Source organism: Asanoa sp. NPDC049573, from assembly GCF_040676615.1.
In the GTDB taxonomy this organism is placed as follows: Bacteria; Actinomycetota; Actinomycetes; order Mycobacteriales; family Micromonosporaceae; genus Asanoa.
Window position 1 is genome coordinate 17,281 of the sequence record NZ_JBFAPI010000026.1, and the last position, 20,152, is coordinate 37,432.

Sequence of the window (20,152 nt, forward strand, 5' to 3'; positions counted from 1 at the left end):
GGTGCGACCCGAGATTTCTTCGGCTCGCGGTAAATGGTTCGGGGCGCTGGTGCGTAAAGCGGGTGTGGAACGAGACCGGGCGGGCTTCGCCGACTTCTACCAGCGTTCCCGGGACAACTGCCTGCGCGCCGTGCTGGCCGGCACGGGCGAGCGCGCGTTGGCCGAGGACCTGGTCGCGGAGGCGTTCGCGCGGGCCTGGGCGGCCTGGCCCAAGGTGAGCCGGCATCCGGCACCGGCGGCATGGGTGGTGCGCACCGCCCTCAACATGCGGGTGTCGTGGTGGCGGCGGCACCGGCGGGAGGTGGCCCTCGACGGCCACGACCGGGTGCACCACGCCGACGAGGGCCTCGGCGTCGACGGCGCCCTGCTGGCCGCCATCCGCCGGTTGCCGCGGCGGCAGCGCGAGGTGATCGTGCTGCGCGTCTGGCTCGACCTGGACACCCGGACCGTGGCCGAGGTGCTGGGCATCTCCGCGGCCACCGTCGCCGTCCACCTGTCTCGTGCCACCGCCACCCTGCGGGCGCAGTTCGTGCCCGCCGCCCGTCAGGAGGTCGGATCGTGAGCGACGACGAGGTGCTGGACGCGGTGAGACAGACCCTCTCCGGCGTACGGATGGATCGTCCGATCGAGGCGATCGAGCAGCGCGGCCGGGCCCGCCGCCGCAAGCGCACCCTGCTGGGCCTGGCCGCCGGCGGTGGTGCCGCGGCCGTGGCCGCGTTCGCGCTGGCGCTCCCGCTGGCCGCCCAGCATCCGGCCGGCCAAGCGGCGGCGCTCCAGCCGGCGGCGTTCACGCTGGTCAAGCAGTCGGACCGCACGGTGAAGCTGACCCTGCACTACAAGCAGATCCTGGACCCCGCCGCCCTGGCCAAGGCGTTGGATGACGCGGGCGTCCCCGCCGTCGTCAAGGCCAACGTCATCTGCGTGCCGAAGGGCAGGCAGCTCCCCGGGGCCAACCAGGTCTCCTGGACCGAGCGGGTCGACTGGCCGGACGGCTCGCCGAAGGAATACACGCTGGTCATCGCGCCCGACAGGATGCCGGAGAACAGCCGCATCTTCTTCAGCGTCTTCGCCGTGCATCCCGACGGCGGGTTCGCCAAGGCCGCCCACTTCCTCGTCTCGAAGGACGACCCGATGATCTGCCGGCCCATGCCGGGCACCACCGAGTGAACCGGTCCCGGCGTGGCCTGCTGGCCGCGGCCGCCCTCGCCGTGCTCGGCGGCGGCGCTGTCGAGGCCGCCGCCCTGAGCCGCTCCGACCCGAGCGACGGACCATCGCTGGCCGCGGTCGGCCCGAGCGCCTCCCCCACGCCCAGCCCGACGCCGGACCACCTCACGGCCGCCCGCACCCGGATCGCGGCCGACCTGGCCAAGGTCGGCAAAAGCCGGGTCACGCTGGCGGTGCGGGACCGGCGGTCGGCCATCGCGCTGACCCTCGGCGGCACCCGCTTCCCGACGGCGAGCATCGTCAAGGTCGACATCCTGGCCGCGCTGCTGTTGCGGGCCCAGCAGCGGCACGAGGAGGTCACCGGCACCGACCGGCGGGACGCCGAGCGGATGATCACCGTGAGCGACAACGACGCCGCGACCGCCCTGTTCGGCCGGATCGGCGGGACGTCGGGGCTCTCCTCGGCCAACCGGACCTTCGGCCTGAAGCAGACCACGCCCCACTCGTCCTGGGGCACCACCACGACCACCGCAGCCGACCAGGTCCGCCTGCTCACCGCGCTCGCCGCCGAGGACGGCACGTTGACCAAGGCCAACCGGGACTACCTCTTCGACCTGATGGGCCAGGTCGACGAGGGGCAGGACTGGGGCGTTCCGGCCGCCGCGGGCCCGGGGACCACCGGCGTCTACGTCAAGAACGGCTGGGACAACATCTCCGCCGACGCCGGGCGTTGGCAGGTCAACTCGATCGGCCGGCTCGTCGAGCCGGGACACGACTGGCTTGTGGCCGTGCTCTCGCACGGCCACAAGACCCAGCCGGACGGCATCAAGATGATCGAGACCGTGGTCCGGCACGCCCTCGCCGAGCTCCGCGAGATCCCCGGTCAGCCGGCGTAGAGCGGTTCGGCCTGCCGCTCCGGTGCCGGCGCCCGGGCCGGCACGAGGTAGGCCGCGACCACACCGAGGGCCGGCGCCACCGCGGCGACCACCAGCGCGGCGCGGACGCCGTGCAGGAAGTCGGCGTAGCCGCCGTGCGCCGCGAAGACCGCCGCCAGCACGGCGACGCCGAACACCCCGCCGATCTCGCGCAGCGACGTGTTGGTGCCGGCCGCGACGCCGGCGTCCTGCGGCGGCACCGCCGCGACCACGGCGTCCGCCGACGTCGGGAACACCAGCGAGATGCCGACGCCGGCCACGATCAGCGGTGCCACCAGCAATCCGTAGCCGACCCCGGGCCTGACTTCCGCCGCCAGCCAGCCCAGCCCGGCGCCCTGCAGCACCATGCCGACCAGCATCACCGGCCGGTTGCCGAACCGCCCGGCCAGCACGCCGCCGACCGGCGCGACCAGCATCGGCATCGCCATCCAGACGAGCAGCCGCAGCCCGGCCTCGAGCGGCCGGTAGCCCAGGCCGATCTGGAACAGCTGGGTGATGATGAAGAGCGAACCGATCAGCGAGATGAACTGAATGAAGATCACCGCGTTGGCGGCGCTGAAGGCGCGGGAGCGGAAATACCGCAAGGGCAGCATCGGGTACGCCGCCCGCCGCTCCCACCGCACGAACGCCACCATCAGCAGCACGCCCGCGACCAGCGCGCCGAGGACCTCGGCCGAGGTCCAGCCGACCACCGGCGCCCGGACCGGCGCCCAGACGAGCGCCAGCAGGCCGGCGCCGCCGAGCAGCACCCCGGGCAGGTCGAGGTGCGGGCGCGGGCCGTGGCTCTCCCGCAGCCGCACCGCCGACAGTGCGGCCACCGCGAGCGCGACCGGCACGTTGAGCCAGAAGATCCAGTGCCAGGAGATGCCCTGCACCACGGCACCGCCGACCACCGGCCCGGCGGCCACGCCGAGACCGGAGACGCCGCCCCAGATGCCGATCGCGACCGACCGCCGCTCGGCCGGGAACGCGTCGCTGATCAGCGTCAGCGACAGCGGCAGCACGATCGCGGCCCCGGCGCCCTGCACCGCCCGCGCGAGGATCAGCGTGGTCGCGTCGCCCGCCAACGCCGCCGCCGTCGACGCCGCCCCGAACACCAGCACGCCCAGGACGAACGTGCGCCGCCGGCCGAACCGGTCGCCGAGGGCCGCGCCGGTGAGCATGAGGCAGGCGCAGACCAGGTTGTAGGCGTTGACCGTCCACTCCAGATCGGCGAGGTCGGCGCCGAGGCCGGAGCGCAGTGCGGGCAACGCGGTGGCCACCACGACCACGTCGAGCGAGGCGAGGAAGCTGCCCAGGGACGCGAGCACGAGCGTCCAGGCGGCCAGCTTGCGGCCGCCCTCCATTGTGGAGTTCATCGGCGCGGCTCCAGGCCGAACGCCGGGAACAGGCCCGGGTCCAGGAAGGTGACCACGTGCGAGACGCCGCCGTCCGTGACGGTCGGCAGTTGGATGCCGTGCGCGTGGTGTCTGCCATCGGGGCCGCGCAGCCAGGTCGCGATCGCGGGTCGCCCGTTGGCCGCGGTCAGCGCCGCGCGCCAGTCGCCGGGGCGGCCGAGCACGGTCGTCGCGAGGAAGCGGCCGACGGCATCGCGGCCCGCGTACCACTGTGGCTTGGGTGGCATCTCGAACACGATGTCGTGCCGCATCAGGCCGACGAGCGCGCCGGCGTCCGCGGCCTCGAAGGCGCGCATCCAGCGTTCCAGCCGGTCCCGGAGCACGGGCTCGGTCGGTTCGGCGAGGTCGTCCTCGCGCGGACCGGCCGAGGCCAGTTGCCCGTGTGCCCGCTGCAGCGCGCTGTTGACGGCCGGCACGGTCGTGTCGAGCAGGTCGGCCGTCTCGGCCGCGCTCCAGGCCAGCACGTCGCGCAGGATCAGCACGGCCCGCTGCCGCGCCGGGAGATACTGCAGCGCCGCGACCAGGGCCAGCCGCACGCTGCTACGCACCGCCACCATGGTCGCCGGGTCGCCGCCGTCGGGCAGCACCCGGGCGTCGGGCACCGGGCCGAGCCAGGCGACGTCGTCCGCACCGCCGTCGAGGGCAGAGGGCAGCGGCCGGCGACCGGCCCGCTCGATCGCCCGCAGACAGGCATTGGTCGCGATCCGGTAGAGCCAGGTGCGCACCGACGAGCGCCCACCGAAACCGTCGAAGCCGCGCCAGGCCCGCAGGTAGGTCTCCTGTACGACGTCTTCGGCGTCCGGCAGCGAGCCGAGCATGCGGTAGCCGTACGCCAGCAACTCCCGCCGGAACGGGTCGGTGACGCGCGCGAACTCCGCGGCATCTGTGCGCACTGCCACCCCCTGTGCGGTCACGCCGGACCACCCAGCTGGACCACCTGCACGTAGTTTCCGTCAACGTCCTCGACGGTGCCGATCAGCCCCGGCGGGCCCGGCTCGACCGGCCTGACCCAGGTGACCCCGAGACCGGTCAGGTGTGCGGCGACCGCACGCGCGTCGGTCACGTAGAGGTTGATCAGGACGCGCCCGGGTTCGCGTGCCGCGGGCTCGAGGTCGGTGCGCGCATCGAAGATCAGCCGGCTGCCCTCGGCCAATTGCAGCACGCCGCTCTCTGGCGCGTCCGGCGCGAAGGCCGCGCGATACCAGCGGGCCAGCCGCTGCGGGTCGGGACTGCCCAACACCAAGCTGCCCAGCCGGACTGTCATGTTTCCACTCATGCCTGTACTGATCCGCGGCGCGGCCAAAACTCATCGCGCGATACTGGTGCTGGTTGCGGTATCAGCGCTAATCCGGTCAAACCCACCTTGGGGGGCCAAACGATGCGCACGGAACACGACCTCGCATCTGTCGGGACAGTGGTCGCGCGGTACGGCCTGGCGACGGTCTTCATCTGGGTCGGCGGCCTCAAGTTCGTCGAGTACGAGGTGGAGAACTCGAAGCCGCTGATGAGCGCGAGTCCCTTGACGTTGCAGCTCTACAAGCGGATGGGCGCACGCAAGCTGGCCCGCCTGGTCGGCGTCTCGCAGATGGTCCTGGGCGGCCTGATCGCGGCCCGGCCGGTTGCGCCGCGGGCGTCGGCACTGGGAAGCCTCGGCGCGGCCGGGATGATGGTCGGCACCCTGAGCTTCCTGATCACGACGCCGCAGGCGTGGCAGAACGGGATCCCGCAGCTCTCCATCCTCGGCGAGGCGTTGCTCAAGGACAGCGTCCTGCTCGGCGCCGGCCTCGTGACGGCCGCCGAGTCGCTACGATCCGCGAGTGGCGGACACTAGCGGCCTGCGGGTGGCGATAGCCGGTGCCGGCCTCGGTGGGCTGTGCCTGGCCCAAGGGCTCGCGCGGGCCGGTGTCGACGTGCAGGTCTACGAGCGCGACGCCACCGCCGACGCCCGGCGGCAGGGTTACCGGCTGCACGTCGACGCGCGCGCCGGCCTCGCCCTGCGGCGGTGCCTCCCAGCCGACCTGCTGCGGCTGTTCCTGGCGACGGCGAGCCGGCCCAGCCGCGCCTTCACCGTGCTGTCGTCCCGGCTGCGCACCCTGCACGTGACGCACACCGACCCCGACCGCGACCCCTACCGGCCGGCGACGCTGGCCACGTCGGTCGACCGCGGGACGTTCCGGGAGATCCTCAGCGCCGGCCTCGACGACCGGATCCACCGCGGCCGCGAACTCGACGGCTACGAGGCGGACCCGGCCGGAGTGACGCTGCGCTTCGCCGACGGGTCGACCGAACGGGCCGACGTGCTGGTCGGCGCCGACGGCATCAACTCCGCGGTGCGCCGCACCCTGCTGCCCGACGTGACGCCGGCCGACACCGGCGCGCGCATCATCTACGGCCGGACGCCCCTCGACGCGCAGACCCGACCTCTCGTCCCGGCCGCGCTGCGCGACGGGTTCACGGCGATCGTCGGCGGTCGGGTCGGTATGGCCGCCGGGCTCGTCGAGTTCCGCCAGCCACCTCCGGAGGCGGCCGCGACGATCGCCCCGGGCGTGCGGCTGACCGCGGCCGGCGACTATCTGATGTGGGCGGTGTCCGCCCGCCGGGAGCACCTCCCCGACCTGGCCGGCCTGGACGCCGCGGGGCTGCATGCCGTCGCGGCCGACGCGATTCGCCGGTGGCACCCCGACCTGCGGGCGCTGCTCGCCCGGGCCGCGGTCGACGAGACGTTCCTCGTCCGGGTCCGCAGCGCCGAGCGCGTCCAGCCGTGGCGGCCCGGCCGGGTCACCCTGCTGGGCGACGCGATCCACGCGATGAGCCCGGCCCGCGGTTCGGGCGCCAACACGGCACTGCAGGACGCCTCGAACCTGTGCGCCGCGCTCACCTCCGGCGGTGGCGACGCCGTCGCGGCGATCGGGGCGTACGAGGAGAAGATGCGCGACTACGGCTTCGCGGCCGTCGAGGCGTCCCGCCGGGCGGAGCGGCGGGCCAGCCCGTACTGGCTATGGATCCTCGAACGGCTGCCGGTGCGAAATCGCGTTGCCGGTGGCGGCCGGTGAGGCCTAGCCTTGATCACGACGAGCGAGGAGTCCGGCCATGACGGTGCAAGCCACAGCGAACGCGACACGGTGCCTGCCGTGTGGTGGCGTGGTCCTGCCGTCCGCCGCACCAGCCTCGCGCCGACCGGGTCGACGGTCCTAGCCGAGCGCCTCGCGCCGCTGCTGCTGCCGCCCACCCGCCACCGGGTCCGGGCGGCGCTTTCTCTCCTCCCTCCATAAAGGAGTCCGCCATGAGTTTCACCCTGCTGCCCGGCACCCGGGCGCCGGTCCGGGTGTGGACCGATCCCGCGACCATCGAGGCCGAAGCGGCCGGTCAGCTGCGCAACATCGGCTCGCTGCCGTGGGTCGAGGGTGTCGCGGTCATGCCCGACGTGCACTTCGGCAAGGGCGCCACGGTCGGTTCGGTCATCGCCATGCGGCAGGCGCTCGCGCCGGCCGCGGTCGGTGTCGACATCGGCTGCGGCATGTCGGCGGTGCGCACCAGCCTCACCGACGCGGACCTGCCCGACGACCTCGGCCCGCTGCGGCGCGCGATCGAGTCGGCCATCCCGGTCGGCTTCAACGCACACGACGAGCCGGTCAACCCGCGCCGCGTCCACGGGATGCCGACGGCGGGCTGGGACGCGTTCTGGGCCACGTTCACGTCACTGACCCCGGGCGTACGCCAGCTCGAGGCACGCGCGACCCGGCAGCTCGGCACGCTCGGCGGCGGCAACCACTTCATCGAGGTCTGCGTCGAGCAGGGCGGCCCCGACGCCGGGCGGGTCTGGCTGATGCTGCACTCGGGGTCCCGCAACATCGGCAAGGAGCTGGCGGAGCGGCACATCGCGGTGGCCCGCAAGCTCCCGCACAACGCCGACCTGCCCGACCGCGACCTGGCGGTGTTCGTCACCGGCACGCCGGAGATGGACGCCTACCGGCACGACCTAACCTGGGCGCAGGAGTACGCGGCGCGCAACCGCGCCATCATGCTGGCGCTGCTGTGCCGGGTGGTGCGGGAGGCGGTCGGCCGGGTCCGGTTCGACGAGCCGATCTCGTGCCACCACAACTACGTGGCCGAGGAGCGCTACGGCGGTGTCGACCTGCTGGTGACCCGCAAGGGCGCGATCAAGGCGGGGCGCGGCGACCTGGGCATCATCCCGGGCTCGATGGGCACCGGGTCCTACATCGTGCGCGGCCTGGGCAACGACGACGCGTACCGGTCGGCGTCGCACGGGGCGGGGCGGCGGATGTCGCGGGCGAAGGCGAAGAAGACGTTCACGACCCAGGACCTGGCCGAGCAGACGGCGGGCGTCGAGTGCCGCAAGGACGCCGGGGTCGTCGACGAGATCCCCGGCGCCTACAAGGACCTGGGCGCCGTGATCGCGGAGCAGCGCGACCTGGTCGAGGTCGTCGCCCACCTCAAGCAGGTCGTGTGCGTGAAGGGTTGAACAGCGCGGCCGCCGGTCCTCCGCGGAGACCGGCGGCCGCGCGCCGCCCGGGTCAGGCGACCGCCGACCAGCGCTGGGCGCCGGTGCCGTTGCAGGTGTAGAGCTGCACCTTGGTGCCGTTGGCGGTGCCGCTCGCGGTCACGTCGACACACTTGCCCGACGCCGGGACGAGGATCGAGCCGTTGGCCTGGAACGTGAACTTCTGGGCGCCCGTACCGTTGCAGTCCCAGATCTGGATCTTCGTGCCGTTGGCCGTGCCGTTGCCGTTGACGTCGAGGCAACGGTTGCCGTAGACGCGCAACTCGTTGGCGGCCGTGCGGGTCCATTTCTGGTTGGCGCCGTTGTGGCAGTCCCAGATGTGGACCTGGGCGCCGGGGGTGGTGCTGGCGCCGGAGACGTCCATGCACCGGCCCGACTGCGGGTTGACCAGCGAGACCGGCGTGCCGACGGGCGGCCCGGTGGTGGCCGGCGCCTGCAGGCTGGCCGGCACGGAACGCAGCGCGGTGTACCAGACCGCGGCCATCTTGTCGTAGCCAGCCTGGTTGGGGTGCACGCCGTCGGCCAGGTCGGCGGTGGTCAGGGCAGAGTGCTGGTCGACCAGGTGCGTCTTGGCGCCCTTGCCGGCGACGATGCCGGGGATGGCGGCGTTGTAGGCGCGTACCCGCTGCTCCAGGGTCGCGTCGGTCTCCGGGGTGAGCTGGGCGACGAACAGTTCCACGTCGGGCGCGTTGGCCCGGATCTTGTCGATCAGCGCGGAGAGCCGCGCGGGCGCGTTGGCGATGTCGTAATTCTGGTTCATGTCGTTGGTGCCGATGTGCAGCAGGATCGTGCGCGGCGTGTACGCGCCGAGCCAGGCGACGATGTTGGCGTCGATCTGGTCGATCCGCCAGCCGGAGTGGCCCTCGTGGTCGTGGTCGCCGAGGGCGGCCGGCCCGTTGAACCCGGACCCGACGAAGTCGACGGTGTAGCCGCCGCCGACCAGCCGCTGCCACAGGTTGATCCGGTAGCCGCCGGGGACGTTGTAGCCGTCGGTGATCGAGTCACCGAGCGGCATCACCCGCACGCCGCCGTTGGACTCGGCGTGGGCCGGTGTCGCGGCGACGACGCCGATGCCCACCGTGGCGAGCGTGAGCGCGAGCCCGAGTCGGGCCAGTCTCCAGCGCATGGCACGTTCCTCTCGTCAGTGCCGTCCGGGACGGGGGACGGCTCCTGAGATCGAGGTTCGGCGATATCGACTGGTCGACGGGAGCCCTGCGGCCCACTCGGAGCGGCGGGCGTCGATGCCCGTGCGCCGAACGGTCACACGCGGGCGGCTGACCGGGCGGCGTGGCCGGGGCATCGTCGCCCCGGCCACGCCGGGTCAGCAGGGCTCAGCCCTCGTCGGGCTCCAGGGCCAGGCCCATGTGGCCGGCCAGGCCTTCGGCCAGGGCGGCCAGGGTCGGGTGCGTCCAGACGAAGTTGCCGGCCAGCTTGACGCCGAGACCGGCCTCCAGGCGGGCCCGCAGCTCCATCGCCAGCAGCGAGTCGAAGCCCAGCGCCCGCAGTGGCGTCCGCGGGTCCAGGGCGCTGTCGCCCAGCCGCATCACCGCCTGGACGTGGCCGCCCACGTAGGACTCCAGCGCCGCCCGGCGGGCCAGGCCCGCCGGTGCCGCCGCCAACTCCGCGCGGACGTCGGCGACCGTCGGGCCGGACGGGCTCGCCGCCCTCGGAGTCGCGACCGCCGCGAGGACGTCGGCGAAGAACGGCGACGCCGGTGCCGGCACCCAGGTGGCCGGCGCGCCCGGGATCACGCCGGTGCGGACTCGCTCGTGGGCCAGCAAGGTAGACAGCGCGGAGAACCCGTCCGCCGTGCCGATCGTGGTGTAGCCGCGCGCCGCGAAGTCGGTCGCCGCGCCGGTCTGGCCCCACGGGCCCCAGTTGACCGCCAGCGTCGGCAGGCCCTGGGCGCTGCGCCATGACGCGAAGCCGTCGAGCCAGGAGTTCGCGGCCGCGTACACCGTCTGGCCGGCGTTTCCGATCAGCGACGCCATCGACGAGAAGACGACGAACCAGTCCAGCCGGTGTCCGGCGACCGCGGAGTGCAGCGCGCGGGCGCCCACCACCTTCGGCCGCCAGACCGTGTCGAACTGCTCGTCGGCCACCGTCGTCAGCGCCGCGTCGGAGAGCACCATCGCCGCGTGCAGCACGCCGCACAGCGGCCGGCCGAAGGCGGTGGCCGCCTCGACCAGGGCCGTCGCCGTGCCGGGTGACGCGACGTCGCCGCGGAGCACGGTGACCCGGGTGCCGGCGGCGCGCAGCTCCGCGATCGCCGCCGCGGCCTCGGGCGACGGCGCCCGGCGGCCGTTGAGCACGAGGTGACCGGCGCCGCGCGCGGCCAGCCAGGCCGCCGCCGCGAGGCCGACGCCGGTCAGGCCGCCGGTGATGATGTACGAGCCGTCGCCGCGCACCGGGGGCTCTGCCGGGCGCGCCGCCGGCAGCGTCCCGGAACCCGGCACGGTCAGCACCAGCTTGCCCTGGTGTGCCGCCGCGGCCATCGTGCGGAACGCCTCGGTCGCCGAGGTCAGCGGGTAGGACCGCACCGGCAGCGGCGGGAGTGACCCGTCGGCCAGCCCGGCCAGCACCTCCCGGAGCACCGTCGCGAACAGACCCGGCCGGCGGCTCTGCAACTCGATCAGGTCGACCGTGCTGAAGGAGATGTTGTGCCGCATCGGTGCCAGCCCGATGGCCCGGTCGGCGAGGATGTCGCGCACGCCGAGCTCGACGAACCGGCCGAACGGCCGGAGGGTCGACAGGCCCGCCCGGATGGCCGGGCCGGACAGCGAGTTGAGCACCACGTCGACGCCCTCGCCGCCGGTGGCCTCCAGCGTCTCGGCCGCGAAGTCGAGGGAACGGGAGTCCATCACGGCCGCGATGCCCAACTCGCGCAGCCGGGCCCGCTTCTCCGGCGTGCCGGCGGTGGCGAACACGGTCGCGCCGAGCTTGCGGGCGACCGCGATCGCGGCCAGCCCGGTGCCGCCGGTTCCACTGTGGATGAGCACCCGCTCGCCGGAGCGGACGCCGGCGACGTGGCGCAGCGCGTACCAGGCGGTCAGGTAGCCGGTCAGCTGGCCGGCGGCGACCACCGGGTCGAGCCCGCCCGGCATCCGGGCCACCGCGGTGGCCGGCACGGTCAGGAACGAGCCGAACGCGCCGCCGCGCAGGTCGACCGCGAGCACCGATTCGCCGACGGCGAGCGGGACGCCGGCACCGACCGCGCTGACCACGCCGGCGCACTCGAAGCCGATCCGGTAGCGGACGTCGTGGCCGTCCCCGGGCAGCAGGCCGAGCACGGTGAGCACGTCGCGGAAGTTGACCCCGGTGGCGGTCACCTGGATCTCCACCTCGCCCGGGCCGGGGCGCCGGCGGTGGCAGGCGGCCAACTCCAGGGCCGACAGGTCGCCGAGGCGGCCGGCCCGCAGCCGGAAGCCGTCGACGCCGCAGCGGACGTCGACCGTGGAAACCTCGGGCACCGGGGCGTACGCCAGCCGCGCGACCATGCGCTTTCCGGAGCGGAGCCGCACCTCGTCGTCGGTGCCGTTGGCGAGCAACTCGTCGGCGAGCAGGCCGGCATCGTCGGTCTCGACCAGCGTCGCCCGCAGTTCCGGGTGCTCGATCGCCAGCACCCGGACGATGCCGCGCAGCGCCGACTCGTCCAGCGCGCCGCCGGTGACCAGCACCAGCCGCGGCGGTACGGCCTCGGCACACAGCGCCTGGGCCACCGCGACCGCGCGCCGGGTGCGGTCGAGCGCGGCGTCCCCACCGGAGGGCCCGCCGCAGACCAGCGCGACGGCGCCGGGCAGCACCCCGCCGAGCAGGCCGAGCACCGGCTCGGTGAGTGGCGCGTCGACCACGTCGACGACGGCGCCGCGGGCCCGTAGGGCCGACACGACCGGCAGCACGGCGCCGCCGCCCTCGCCGACCAGCAGCACCCGGCCGACGGCCCGGCCGGTCAATGCCGGGGCCGCCTCCCAGCGGGGTTCCAGCAGCCACTCCCCCGCCTCCGTCGCGGGCACCCGCTGGCGCACGCACCGCAGGCCGGCGAGGGTCAGCACGGCCGCGCCGGCGCCGTCGCGGAGCACCACGTCGCCGGTGAACGCGTCGGCACCGGACGAGACCAGTCGGGCCTCGGCGTACGCGGCCGTCGCCAGGTCGCCGGTCACCGCCACCCGCGCGATGCCGACCGGCAGCACCAGGCCGCGGCCGGGCGCGTCGAGCACGGTGGCGACCAGCAGTTGGGCGCACAGGTCGAGCAGCACCGGGTGGATCGCGAGCCCGGCCGGCGCCGGGCCCGGCGTGGCGACGTTCGCCCGTGCGGCGGATCCGTCGGCCGACCGGGTCAGCTCGGACAGGCCGGCGAACGCCGGACCGTGGTGGATGCCCCGGGCCCGCATGGCGGCGTAGAGCGCGCCGGCGTCGCCGGGAACGTCACAGGTCGTCGACGGGGAGTCCATCGTGGACCGCCGACCGGTGCGCAGCGTCGCGGTGGCGTGCCGGACCCAGGCACCGTCCGCACCGCGGGCGAGGATCTCGCACTCGGCCCGGTCCTGCGCCGTCATCGTCACGGTGGTGCTGATCTCGGTGCGCGCCTCGAGCCGGAGCAGCTCGCGGAACACGAGGTCCTCGACGACGACCTCGTCGGCCGGCGTCGCGAACACCGCACACGCGGCGCTGAGCGCGAGCGCGTGGAACGCCGCACCGGGCAGCACCGCCTCGTCGTGCACCCGGTGATGGGCCAGGAACGGCAGCGCGTCCAGGCCGGCGTCGCCGACCCAGGTGTGCCGCACCGGGTCGCCGGCCACCTCGGTGTGCCGGCCCGGCAGGCCGGCGACGAGCGGTTCCGGCTCCCCGTGCGACACGTCGACCCAGTGCCGGCGCCGGTCGTAGGTCATCGTCGGCGGGTCGGCCAGTTCGGCGTCGCCGTAGAGGGCCGACCAGGCGACCGGCACGCCGGCGCAGTGCAGCGCCGCCAGCGCGGTGCGGAAGGTCTGCACCTCCGGTTCGTCGCGGCGAAGGGTGCCGACCACCACGCCCTCGGCCGTGCTGTCGCGCACGGCGCCGGTGACGATCGGGTGCGGCGAGACCTCCAGGAAGACCCGATGCCGATCGGCCGCGGCGGCACCGATGGCGGCCGAGAAGCGGACGGGCTGCCGCAGGTTGCGGCACCAGTAGTCGGCGTCGAACGCGGGCTCCTCGGAGCGCGGGTCGAGCACCGTCGAGTAGAAGCGGACGGCGGGGTCGCGCGGCCGCAGGTCCTTCAGCGCGGCGGCGAGGTCCTGGAGCAGCGGGTCGACCTGTGGCGAGTGCGACGCGACGTCGACCGCGACCAGCCGGGCCGGCACGCCCTCGGCGTCCCAGGCGTCGACCAGCAGGCGGACCCACTCGTCGTCGCCGGCGACCACGGTGCTCTCCGGTGCGGCGACCACCGCGACGGAGACCTCGGCCCCGGCGCCGGCCGCGGCGATGTCGGCCTCGACCTGTGACCGGCTCAGGCCCACGCTCGCCATCGCGCCGGCGCCGGCGATCCGTTCCAGCAGCGCCGACCGGCGGCAGATCACGGCGGCGCCGTCGGCCAGGGTGAGCGCGCCGGACACCACCGCGGCGGCCACCTCGCCCATCGAGTGGCCGAGCACGCCGGCCGGTGTCACGCCGTGCGCCCGCCACAGGTCGGCGAGCGCGACCTGGAGGGCGAACAGCACCGGCTGCACGAAGCCGCAGCCGGACACCTGCTGCCCTGAGCGGATCACGTCGAGCACGGAGAAACCGGCCTCGGACGCGATCAGCGCGTCGGAGCGGGTCAGGCTGGCGGCGAACGCCGGCTCGGTGGCGAGCAGTTCGCGGCCCATGCCGGCCCACTGTGAACCCTGGCCGGAGAAGACCCACACGGCGCCGCGGGCCACGCCACCGGGTACGGCGCCGGCGACGACGGCCGGGTCGAGCCGGCCGGCCGCGTACCCCCGCAGCTTGTCGGAAAGCTCTTCGGTGCTGGTGGCGACCACACCGAGCCGGCCGCGGCCGGCGCCCCGGCGCAACGCGAAGGTGTGCGCGATGTCGCGCAGCGGCACGTCGCGGCCGTCACCGTCGAGCCAGTCGGCGACCCGCACGGCGGCCGCCGGCAGCGCCTCGCCGGAGCCGGCCGGGATCACCACCACCTCGGGCTCGCCGGTGGTGCGGGTGGCCGACGCCGACGACGGCAGGGTCGGCGCCTCCTCCAGCACGATGTGCGCGTTGGTGCCGGAGAAGCCGAACGAGGAGACCGCCGCCCTGCGCACCGCGGCGCCGTCGGGCCAGCGGGTGGTGCCGGTCGGCACGAACAGCCCGGCCGCCGACGGGTCGGTGCCCGGTGTCCAGCCGGTGAAGTGCAGGTTGCCCGGGATCACGCCGTAGTCGAGGGACAGGATCGCCTTGAGCAGGCCGGCGATGCCGGCGGCCGGCTCCAGGTGACCGATGTTCGACTTGATCGATCCGATCGCGACCGCGCGGCCCTGGCCGCCGTAGACCCGGGTGAGGCTGGCCAGCTCGGTCGGGTCGCCGAGCCGGGTGCCGGTGCCGTGCGCCTCGATGTAGCCGACCTGGCTGGCATCGAGGCCGGCGCGGACCAGCGCGGCGCGGTAGACCGCCTCCTGCGCCTCGGCGGACGGCGCGCTGAGGCCGTCGGAGCGGCCGTCCTGGTTGACCGCCGAACCGCGGACCACGGCCAGGATCCGGTCGCCGTCGCGCAGCGCGTCGCCGAGCCGCTTGAGCACGACCGCGCCGGCGCCCTCGGACCGGACGAAGCCGTCGGCCCGCTCGTCGAAGGCCCGGCACCGGCCGGTCGGCGAGAGCATCCCGAAGCGGGTGAACTCGCGGGTGGTCCGCTCGTCGACGACGAGGTTGACCGCGCCGGCGACGGCCAGGTCACACTCGCGGTCGCGCAGCGCCTGCGCGGCCTGGTGCACCGCCACCAGGCCCGACGAGCAGGCGGTGTCGACGCTGACCGCCGGGCCGTGCAGGCCGAGCAGGTAGGAGATCCGCCCGGCGGCCACGCAGTGCCCGTTGGTGAGGATCCCGCCGGCCAGCTCCTCGGGCTGGCCGGCGAGGCGGTGCATGTATTCGTCGTAGCTGAGCCCGAGGAAGACCCCGGTCGGCTCGCCGGCCAGCCGGTCCGGTGGGAGACCGGCGTGCTCGAACGCCTCCCAGACCACCTCGAGCATCAACCGGTGCTGCGGGTCGAGCACGTCGGCCTCGCGCCGGGAGACGCCGAAGAAATCGGCGTCGAACCCGGCGACGTCGCGCAGCCAGCCGCCCTCGCCGGGCGTGCCGGAGCCCGGCAGCGGTCGCCCCGCCGGGAAGGGGCCGACCGCGTCGTGGCCGTCGGCCAGCAGTCGCCACAGGGCGGCCGGCGAGTCGACGTCGCCGGGCAGCCGGCAGCCGAGCCCGACGATCGCGATGTGCTCGTGTTCCACGGTGGGGCAGTCCTCTCGGAAAGGTTGTCGCTCTAGAGGGCGTCGGGGCTGCCGAGCAGGATCGCGCTCTGCACGCCGCCGAGCTGGTAGGTGAAGCTCAGCGCGTGGTCGAAGGCGAGCGGCACGCTCTGGTGGCCGGGCAGCGGGTTGAACGGGAGGAAGTCGAGCGGCTCGACGCAGTTGGCGGTCGGGCAGACCGTGCGGTTCTGCATCATCAGCAGCGTCAGCGCCACGCCGAGGGCGCCGGTCGGTGCGCCGTTGTGTCCGAAGCAGCCTTCCTGCGAGGTCATCAGCAGGTCCTGGGCCGCGTCGCCGAAGAGCGTGCGGATCGCCTCGGCCTCCTGCTCGGCCATGCCGCCGTCGCTGCCGCCGTGCACGTAGCGCACCTGCTCGATCGGCCGGTCGCCGAGCGCCTGCCGGACCGCCGCCACCAGGCCGCCGCCGGTCTGGTCGCTGGCCAGCGGGTGCGGCAGGCCGTCGCGGGTGACGGCCTGGCCCAACACCTGGCCGTAGATCGCGGCGCCGCGCCGCTCGGCGTGCTCCCGGCTCTCCAGGATCAGGCTCACCGAGCCCTCGCCGTAGTTGACACAACCCTGGCGCCGGTCGTACGGCCGCATCAGCCGGTCGAACTCGATCGGCTCGTCGGGCAGTGCGTTGGTCGGGCGCTCGTCGGCCGACTGGTCCTGCACCATGCGTACGAGGTCGAAGACCTTCTTGAGCAGCGGGTAGTAGAAGTTGTCGACGCCGGTGACGGCGATCATGTCGGACGCGCCGCTGTTGATCAGCATCCGGGCGTTGTTGATCTGGACCGACGACGACGAGCAGCCGGCGTTGGCGGTGTAGCAGGGCCCGGTGGTCCGGGCGAACGCCGACTGGGCCAGCGCCACGTCCGACGAGGTGACCGCGATCGAGCTCTCGATGAACAGCGAGGTCGCCTCGATGATGTCGAGGTCGCCGATCTCGGTGTTGAGCACCTTGAGATAGCCGGCGATGTTGGCGTCGACGCCGCCCCGGCCGACCAGGATGCCGGCGCCCTCCAGCGCACCCGCGCGCACGTCGAGCTTCGCGTCGGTGCACGCCTCGAGGAACGACATCAGCCCGAAGCGGTGCGTGTCGGTGAAGTGCGCGGCGAAGATGCCCGGGATCTCCGGGAAGTACTCGGCGAACGTCTCCGCCGAAAGGTCGACGCTGCCGTAGAAGACGCCGTCCTCGCGGGCCGCGATCGCGGTCCGGCCCTGGGAGGCGATCTCCCAGACGTGCTGCGTCGTGATGGCCGGCCGGCCGATGCCTGGCAGACAGAACCCCATGCCGGTGACGACGACGTCACGCGCGTCCGTACCCGACCGCACCATTGTGTTGTTTCCTTCCCGGAGGGTGGCTTGTTCGGGGAAGAGATTACGTCCTAACCGGACGAATCGGACGTAACGCCGCCAACGAGGGCGCGGCACAGCCCCGCACCGCGTGCTGCTAGGGTTGCGGCGTGCAGCGCTGGTATCGGTTTACACCCCCGGCCCGGATCGGGTCGGCGGGCGATTCGCCGCGCTGACCTTCACCCCTGAGCCGGATTCCTGAGCCGGCTCGGCGCGCGTCCGGGGGCGGCTCGCCCATGAGAGGACGCCATGTCAGTCACCGCCGCGGCGCTCGACGATGCCCGCATCGCCCGGATGAGCCCGTTGATCTCCCCTGCCCTGCTCCGGCACGAGTTCCCGGTCTCCCCCGGTGTCGCCGACGTGGTCGCCCGGGGCCGGACGGAGGTCGTCGACATCCTCGACGGCCGCGACGACCGCCTGCTGGTGATCGTCGGCCCCTGCTCGATCCACGACCCGGACGCCGGCCTGGAGTACGCGCAGCGGCTGGCCGCTGTTTCCGCTCGGCTCTCCGACGACCTGCGGATCGTGATGCGCACCTACTTCGAGAAGCCGCGTACGACCGTCGGCTGGAAGGGTCTGATCAACGACCCGGAGCTGTCCGGCGGCTTCGACGTCAACCGCGGCCTGCGGCTGGCCCGGCAACTCCTGCTCGACGTCTCGGCGCTGGGCCTGCCGGTCGGCTGCGAGTTCCTCGACCCGATCACGCCGCAGTTCATCGCCGACATCGTCAGCTGGGGCTCGATCGGCGCCCGCACGGCGGCCAGCCAGACCCACCGGCAGCTGTGCAGCGGCCTGTCGATGCCGATCGGGATCAAGAACTCGACCTCGGGCGACATCGGCGACGCGGTCGACGGCATCCGCGCGGCGGCGGCCAGCCACGTTTTCATGGGCATCAACCTGGACGGCATCGCGGCGCTGGTCACCACGACCGGCAACCCCGACTGCCACCTGATGCTGCGCGGCGGGTCCAACGGCCCGAACTACTCGGCGGCGCACGTGTCGGACGCACTGGGCAAGCTCTCCTCCGCCGGCCTGCCGGGGCGGCTCATGATCGACGCGAGCCACGGCAACAGCGGCAAGGACCACAACCGCCAACCCGGTGTCGTACGCGACATCGCGGCGCGGCTGGCCGCCGGTGAGCAGGGCATCGCCGGCGTGATGATGGAGAGCTTCCTGGTCGCCGGCCGGCAGGACCTGGGCGGGGCCGACATGGTCCGCGGGCAGTCGGTCACCGACGCCTGCATCGACTGGGACACCACGGCGACGCTGCTCGACGAGCTCGCGGCTTCGGTTCGCGCGAGGCGCTGACCGGAGTGGGCGCGCCCCGGTAGATTAGGGGCAAATGTCCGGGGCGCGCTTTTCGTACCAGCCGGCGCTCGACGGGGTTCGGGCCTTCGCCGTCCTCGCCGTGCTGCTCTTCCACGGCGGCGTGGCTTTTCTGCCCGGCGGCTTCCTCGGCGTCGACGCCTTCTTCGTGCTGTCCGGTTTCCTGATCACCTCGCTGCTGCTCGCCGAGCGGGCCGGCACCGGGCGAACGAACCTGGTCGCCTTCTGGGGTCGCCGGGTGCGCCGGCTGCTGCCGGCCCTGCTTGTCGTGCTGGCCACCGTGGCCGCGGTGTCCCACTGGCTGCTGCCGCCGACCGAGTTGCCGGCGCTGCGGCTGGACTCGCTGGCCGGCGTCGCCTACGTGGCCAACTGGCGGATGATGCTGCGCGGTGGCGACTACTTCGCCGCGACCGGGGCGCCCTCGCCGTTGCAGCACACCTGGTCGCTGGGCATCGAGGAGCAGTTCTACCTGGTCTGGCCGCTGATCTTCATCACGGTCGCCGCGGTTGCCGCGGTGAACCGGGCCCGGCTCGTCCTGCTTCTCGTCTGCGGTGTGGGAGCCGTGGCCTCGGCACTGGAGTCGGCGTTGCTGTTCTCGCCCGCCGACGTCGACCGGGTCTACTACGGCACGGACACGCGGGCGGTGACGCTGCTCGTTGGCTGCGCCCTCGCGGTGCTGCTGTCCGGCCGCGGCCGTCCCGATGCCGGGCGGCGGCATCTCGTGCTCGGGACGCTCGCCGTCGGCGGCGTCGCGGTCACCGGGTTCCTCTGGGCGACCGCGGGCGGCGGCTCGGCCTGGCTCTACCGGGGTGGATTGACGCTGGTCGCGCTGGCCACCGCGGCGGTGATCGCGCACGCGGTGGTCAGTCCCCGGTCGCCGACCGCCCGGGCTCTCGGGGTGCTGCCGCTGGTGCTGATCGGGCGGATCTCGTACGGGCTGTATCTCTGGCACTGGCCTCTCTACGGGTGGCTGAGCGCGGACCGGACCGGGCTGACCGGGTTCCCGCTGCTCGGCGTGCGGCTCGCTGCCACGTTTCTGGTCGCCGGCGCTTCCTACCTGCTGATCGAGCGGCCGATCCGGACGGCGCGCTGGACCCGGAGGCGACCGCGGCTGAGCGGTGCGACGGCGGTCACGGCCGCTCTGGCGGTCGCGGCGGTGGCGGTGGCGCTCACCGTGCCGCCGTCGGCGCCGCCGGCGCCGCGGATCGCGCTGGACCTCGGCGGGCCGGCCGCCTCGGCGTCGAAGCCGCCGCCGATCCAGCGGCCGGGTCGCGCGCCGGGCGCGCTGCCCCGGATCGCGTTCATGGGCGACTCGGTCTCCTGGTCGCTCGGCAAGTACCTGCCGAAGCAGGACAAGCTCCAGGTCTTCGCGCGCGGCGTCCCCGGCTGCGGTATCGCCCGGTTGCCGGAGATCAACTACGTCGGCGCGCCACACCCCAACTATCCCGGCTGCGACAAGTGGGACCAGCGGTGGAAGGGCAACATCGCGGCCGACGACCCGGACGTCGCGGTGATCCTGCTCGACCGCTGGGAGCTGATGGACCGCAAGCTCAACGGCCGCTACCAGCACGTGGGCGAGCCGGAGTTCGACGGTTACCTGTCGCGGGAGCTCAACCTCGCGATCGACATCGTCTCCGCGCACGGTGGTCACGTGGTGCTGCTGACGGCGCCGTACACGCGGCGGGCCGAACGCCCGGACGGCGGCCTGTGGCCGGAGGACCAACCCTCGCGGGTGGACGCCTGGAACGCGCTGTTGCGATCGACGGCGACCCACCGCAAGGCCACCGTCCTCGACCTGAACGCGGTGGTCTGCCCGGACGGCCGCTTCACCTGGGACGTGGGTGGGGTCCGCGTCCGCAGCGACGGCCTGCATTTCACGCCGGAGGGCGTGCAAGAGGTCATAGCGCCGTGGGTGCTGCCGCCGCTGGCCCGGATCGCCACGACCGGGGCGTAGCTCGGCCGTGGACGGTCCATCCGGCCAGGTCGATGATCCGCG

Annotated in this window: 14 protein-coding genes; 8 read left to right on the forward strand and 6 right to left on the reverse strand. The window is 73.8% G+C overall.

The window, feature by feature from the left end:
* Positions 1–64 precede the first annotated feature (64 nt).
* Genes AB0J74_RS35185 through AB0J74_RS35195 form a run of 3 tightly spaced genes read left to right on the forward strand, consistent with a single transcriptional unit; the run spans position 65 to position 2,060 of the window.
* Positions 65–562, forward strand: a complete 498-nt coding sequence (locus tag AB0J74_RS35185) for a sigma-70 family RNA polymerase sigma factor (protein ID WP_363456323.1) — start codon at positions 65–67, stop codon at positions 560–562.
* Positions 559–1,167, forward strand: coding sequence for a hypothetical protein (locus AB0J74_RS35190; protein ID WP_363456326.1), 609 nt, complete (start codon positions 559–561; stop codon positions 1,165–1,167). The genes AB0J74_RS35185 and AB0J74_RS35190 overlap by 4 nt, the downstream gene beginning before the upstream one ends.
* Entirely contained in the window at positions 1,164–2,060 is an 897-nt protein-coding gene (locus tag AB0J74_RS35195; RefSeq protein WP_363456329.1) for a serine hydrolase, read from the forward strand. The genes AB0J74_RS35190 and AB0J74_RS35195 overlap by 4 nt, the downstream gene beginning before the upstream one ends.
* Here the strand turns inward: AB0J74_RS35195 and AB0J74_RS35200 are convergent.
* From AB0J74_RS35200 to AB0J74_RS35210, 3 genes are read right to left on the reverse strand one after another with little or no spacing between them, the layout of a single operon-like run.
* Positions 2,048–3,457 carry an MFS transporter gene (locus AB0J74_RS35200; RefSeq protein ID WP_363456331.1) on the reverse strand — a complete coding sequence of 470 codons (1,410 nt, stop codon included), beginning with the start codon at positions 3,455–3,457 and terminating at the stop codon, positions 2,048–2,050. The genes AB0J74_RS35195 and AB0J74_RS35200 overlap by 13 nt on opposite strands.
* A complete protein-coding gene (locus tag AB0J74_RS35205) occupies positions 3,454–4,410 on the reverse strand; it encodes a sigma-70 family RNA polymerase sigma factor (protein WP_363456334.1) in 957 nt (318 codons plus the stop codon). Before AB0J74_RS35205 ends, AB0J74_RS35200 begins: the two co-directional genes overlap by 4 nt.
* On the reverse strand, positions 4,407–4,760 hold the full coding sequence (locus AB0J74_RS35210; protein ID WP_363456337.1) for a VOC family protein: 354 nt from the start codon (positions 4,758–4,760) through the stop codon (positions 4,407–4,409). Before AB0J74_RS35210 ends, AB0J74_RS35205 begins: the two co-directional genes overlap by 4 nt.
* A gap of 114 nt (positions 4,761–4,874) precedes the next feature.
* Here AB0J74_RS35210 and AB0J74_RS35215 point away from each other — a divergent pair, with 114 nt between their 5' ends.
* From AB0J74_RS35215 to AB0J74_RS35225, 3 genes are all read left to right on the forward strand, one after another.
* The gene (locus AB0J74_RS35215) at positions 4,875–5,327 is read left to right on the forward strand and encodes a DUF417 family protein (RefSeq protein ID WP_363456340.1); all 453 of its coding nucleotides are present in this window, start codon (positions 4,875–4,877) and stop codon (positions 5,325–5,327) included.
* Entirely contained in the window at positions 5,314–6,549 is a 1,236-nt protein-coding gene (locus tag AB0J74_RS35220; RefSeq protein WP_363456343.1) for an FAD-dependent monooxygenase, read from the forward strand. Before AB0J74_RS35215 ends, AB0J74_RS35220 begins: the two co-directional genes overlap by 14 nt.
* Before the next feature lie 230 nt (positions 6,550–6,779).
* The gene (locus tag AB0J74_RS35225) at positions 6,780–7,979 is read left to right on the forward strand and encodes an RtcB family protein (RefSeq protein ID WP_363456346.1); all 1,200 of its coding nucleotides are present in this window, start codon (positions 6,780–6,782) and stop codon (positions 7,977–7,979) included.
* Between the two features lie 52 nt (positions 7,980–8,031).
* Here the strand turns inward: AB0J74_RS35225 and AB0J74_RS35230 are convergent, their stop codons facing one another.
* From AB0J74_RS35230 to AB0J74_RS35240, 3 genes are all read right to left on the reverse strand, one after another.
* The gene (locus tag AB0J74_RS35230; protein ID WP_363456349.1) at positions 8,032–9,144 is read right to left on the reverse strand and encodes an RICIN domain-containing protein; all 1,113 of its coding nucleotides are present in this window, start codon (positions 9,142–9,144) and stop codon (positions 8,032–8,034) included.
* A 205-nt stretch (positions 9,145–9,349) separates the two neighbouring features.
* Positions 9,350–15,460 carry a type I polyketide synthase gene (locus tag AB0J74_RS35235; protein ID WP_363456352.1) on the reverse strand — a complete coding sequence of 2,037 codons (6,111 nt, stop codon included), beginning with the start codon at positions 15,458–15,460 and terminating at the stop codon, positions 9,350–9,352.
* A 32-nt stretch (positions 15,461–15,492) separates the two neighbouring features.
* Entirely contained in the window at positions 15,493–16,812 is a 1,320-nt protein-coding gene (locus AB0J74_RS35240; RefSeq protein WP_363456355.1) for a beta-ketoacyl synthase N-terminal-like domain-containing protein, read from the reverse strand.
* 267 nt (positions 16,813–17,079) lie between these two features.
* Between AB0J74_RS35240 and AB0J74_RS35245 the strand changes: the two genes are divergently transcribed.
* Positions 17,080–18,138 carry a 3-deoxy-7-phosphoheptulonate synthase gene (locus AB0J74_RS35245; protein ID WP_363456359.1) on the forward strand — a complete coding sequence of 353 codons (1,059 nt, stop codon included), beginning with the start codon at positions 17,080–17,082 and terminating at the stop codon, positions 18,136–18,138.
* A 34-nt stretch (positions 18,139–18,172) separates the two neighbouring features.
* Entirely contained in the window at positions 18,173–20,110 is a 1,938-nt protein-coding gene (locus AB0J74_RS35250; protein ID WP_363456361.1) for an acyltransferase family protein, read from the forward strand.
* Positions 20,111–20,152: the final 42 nt, after the last annotated feature.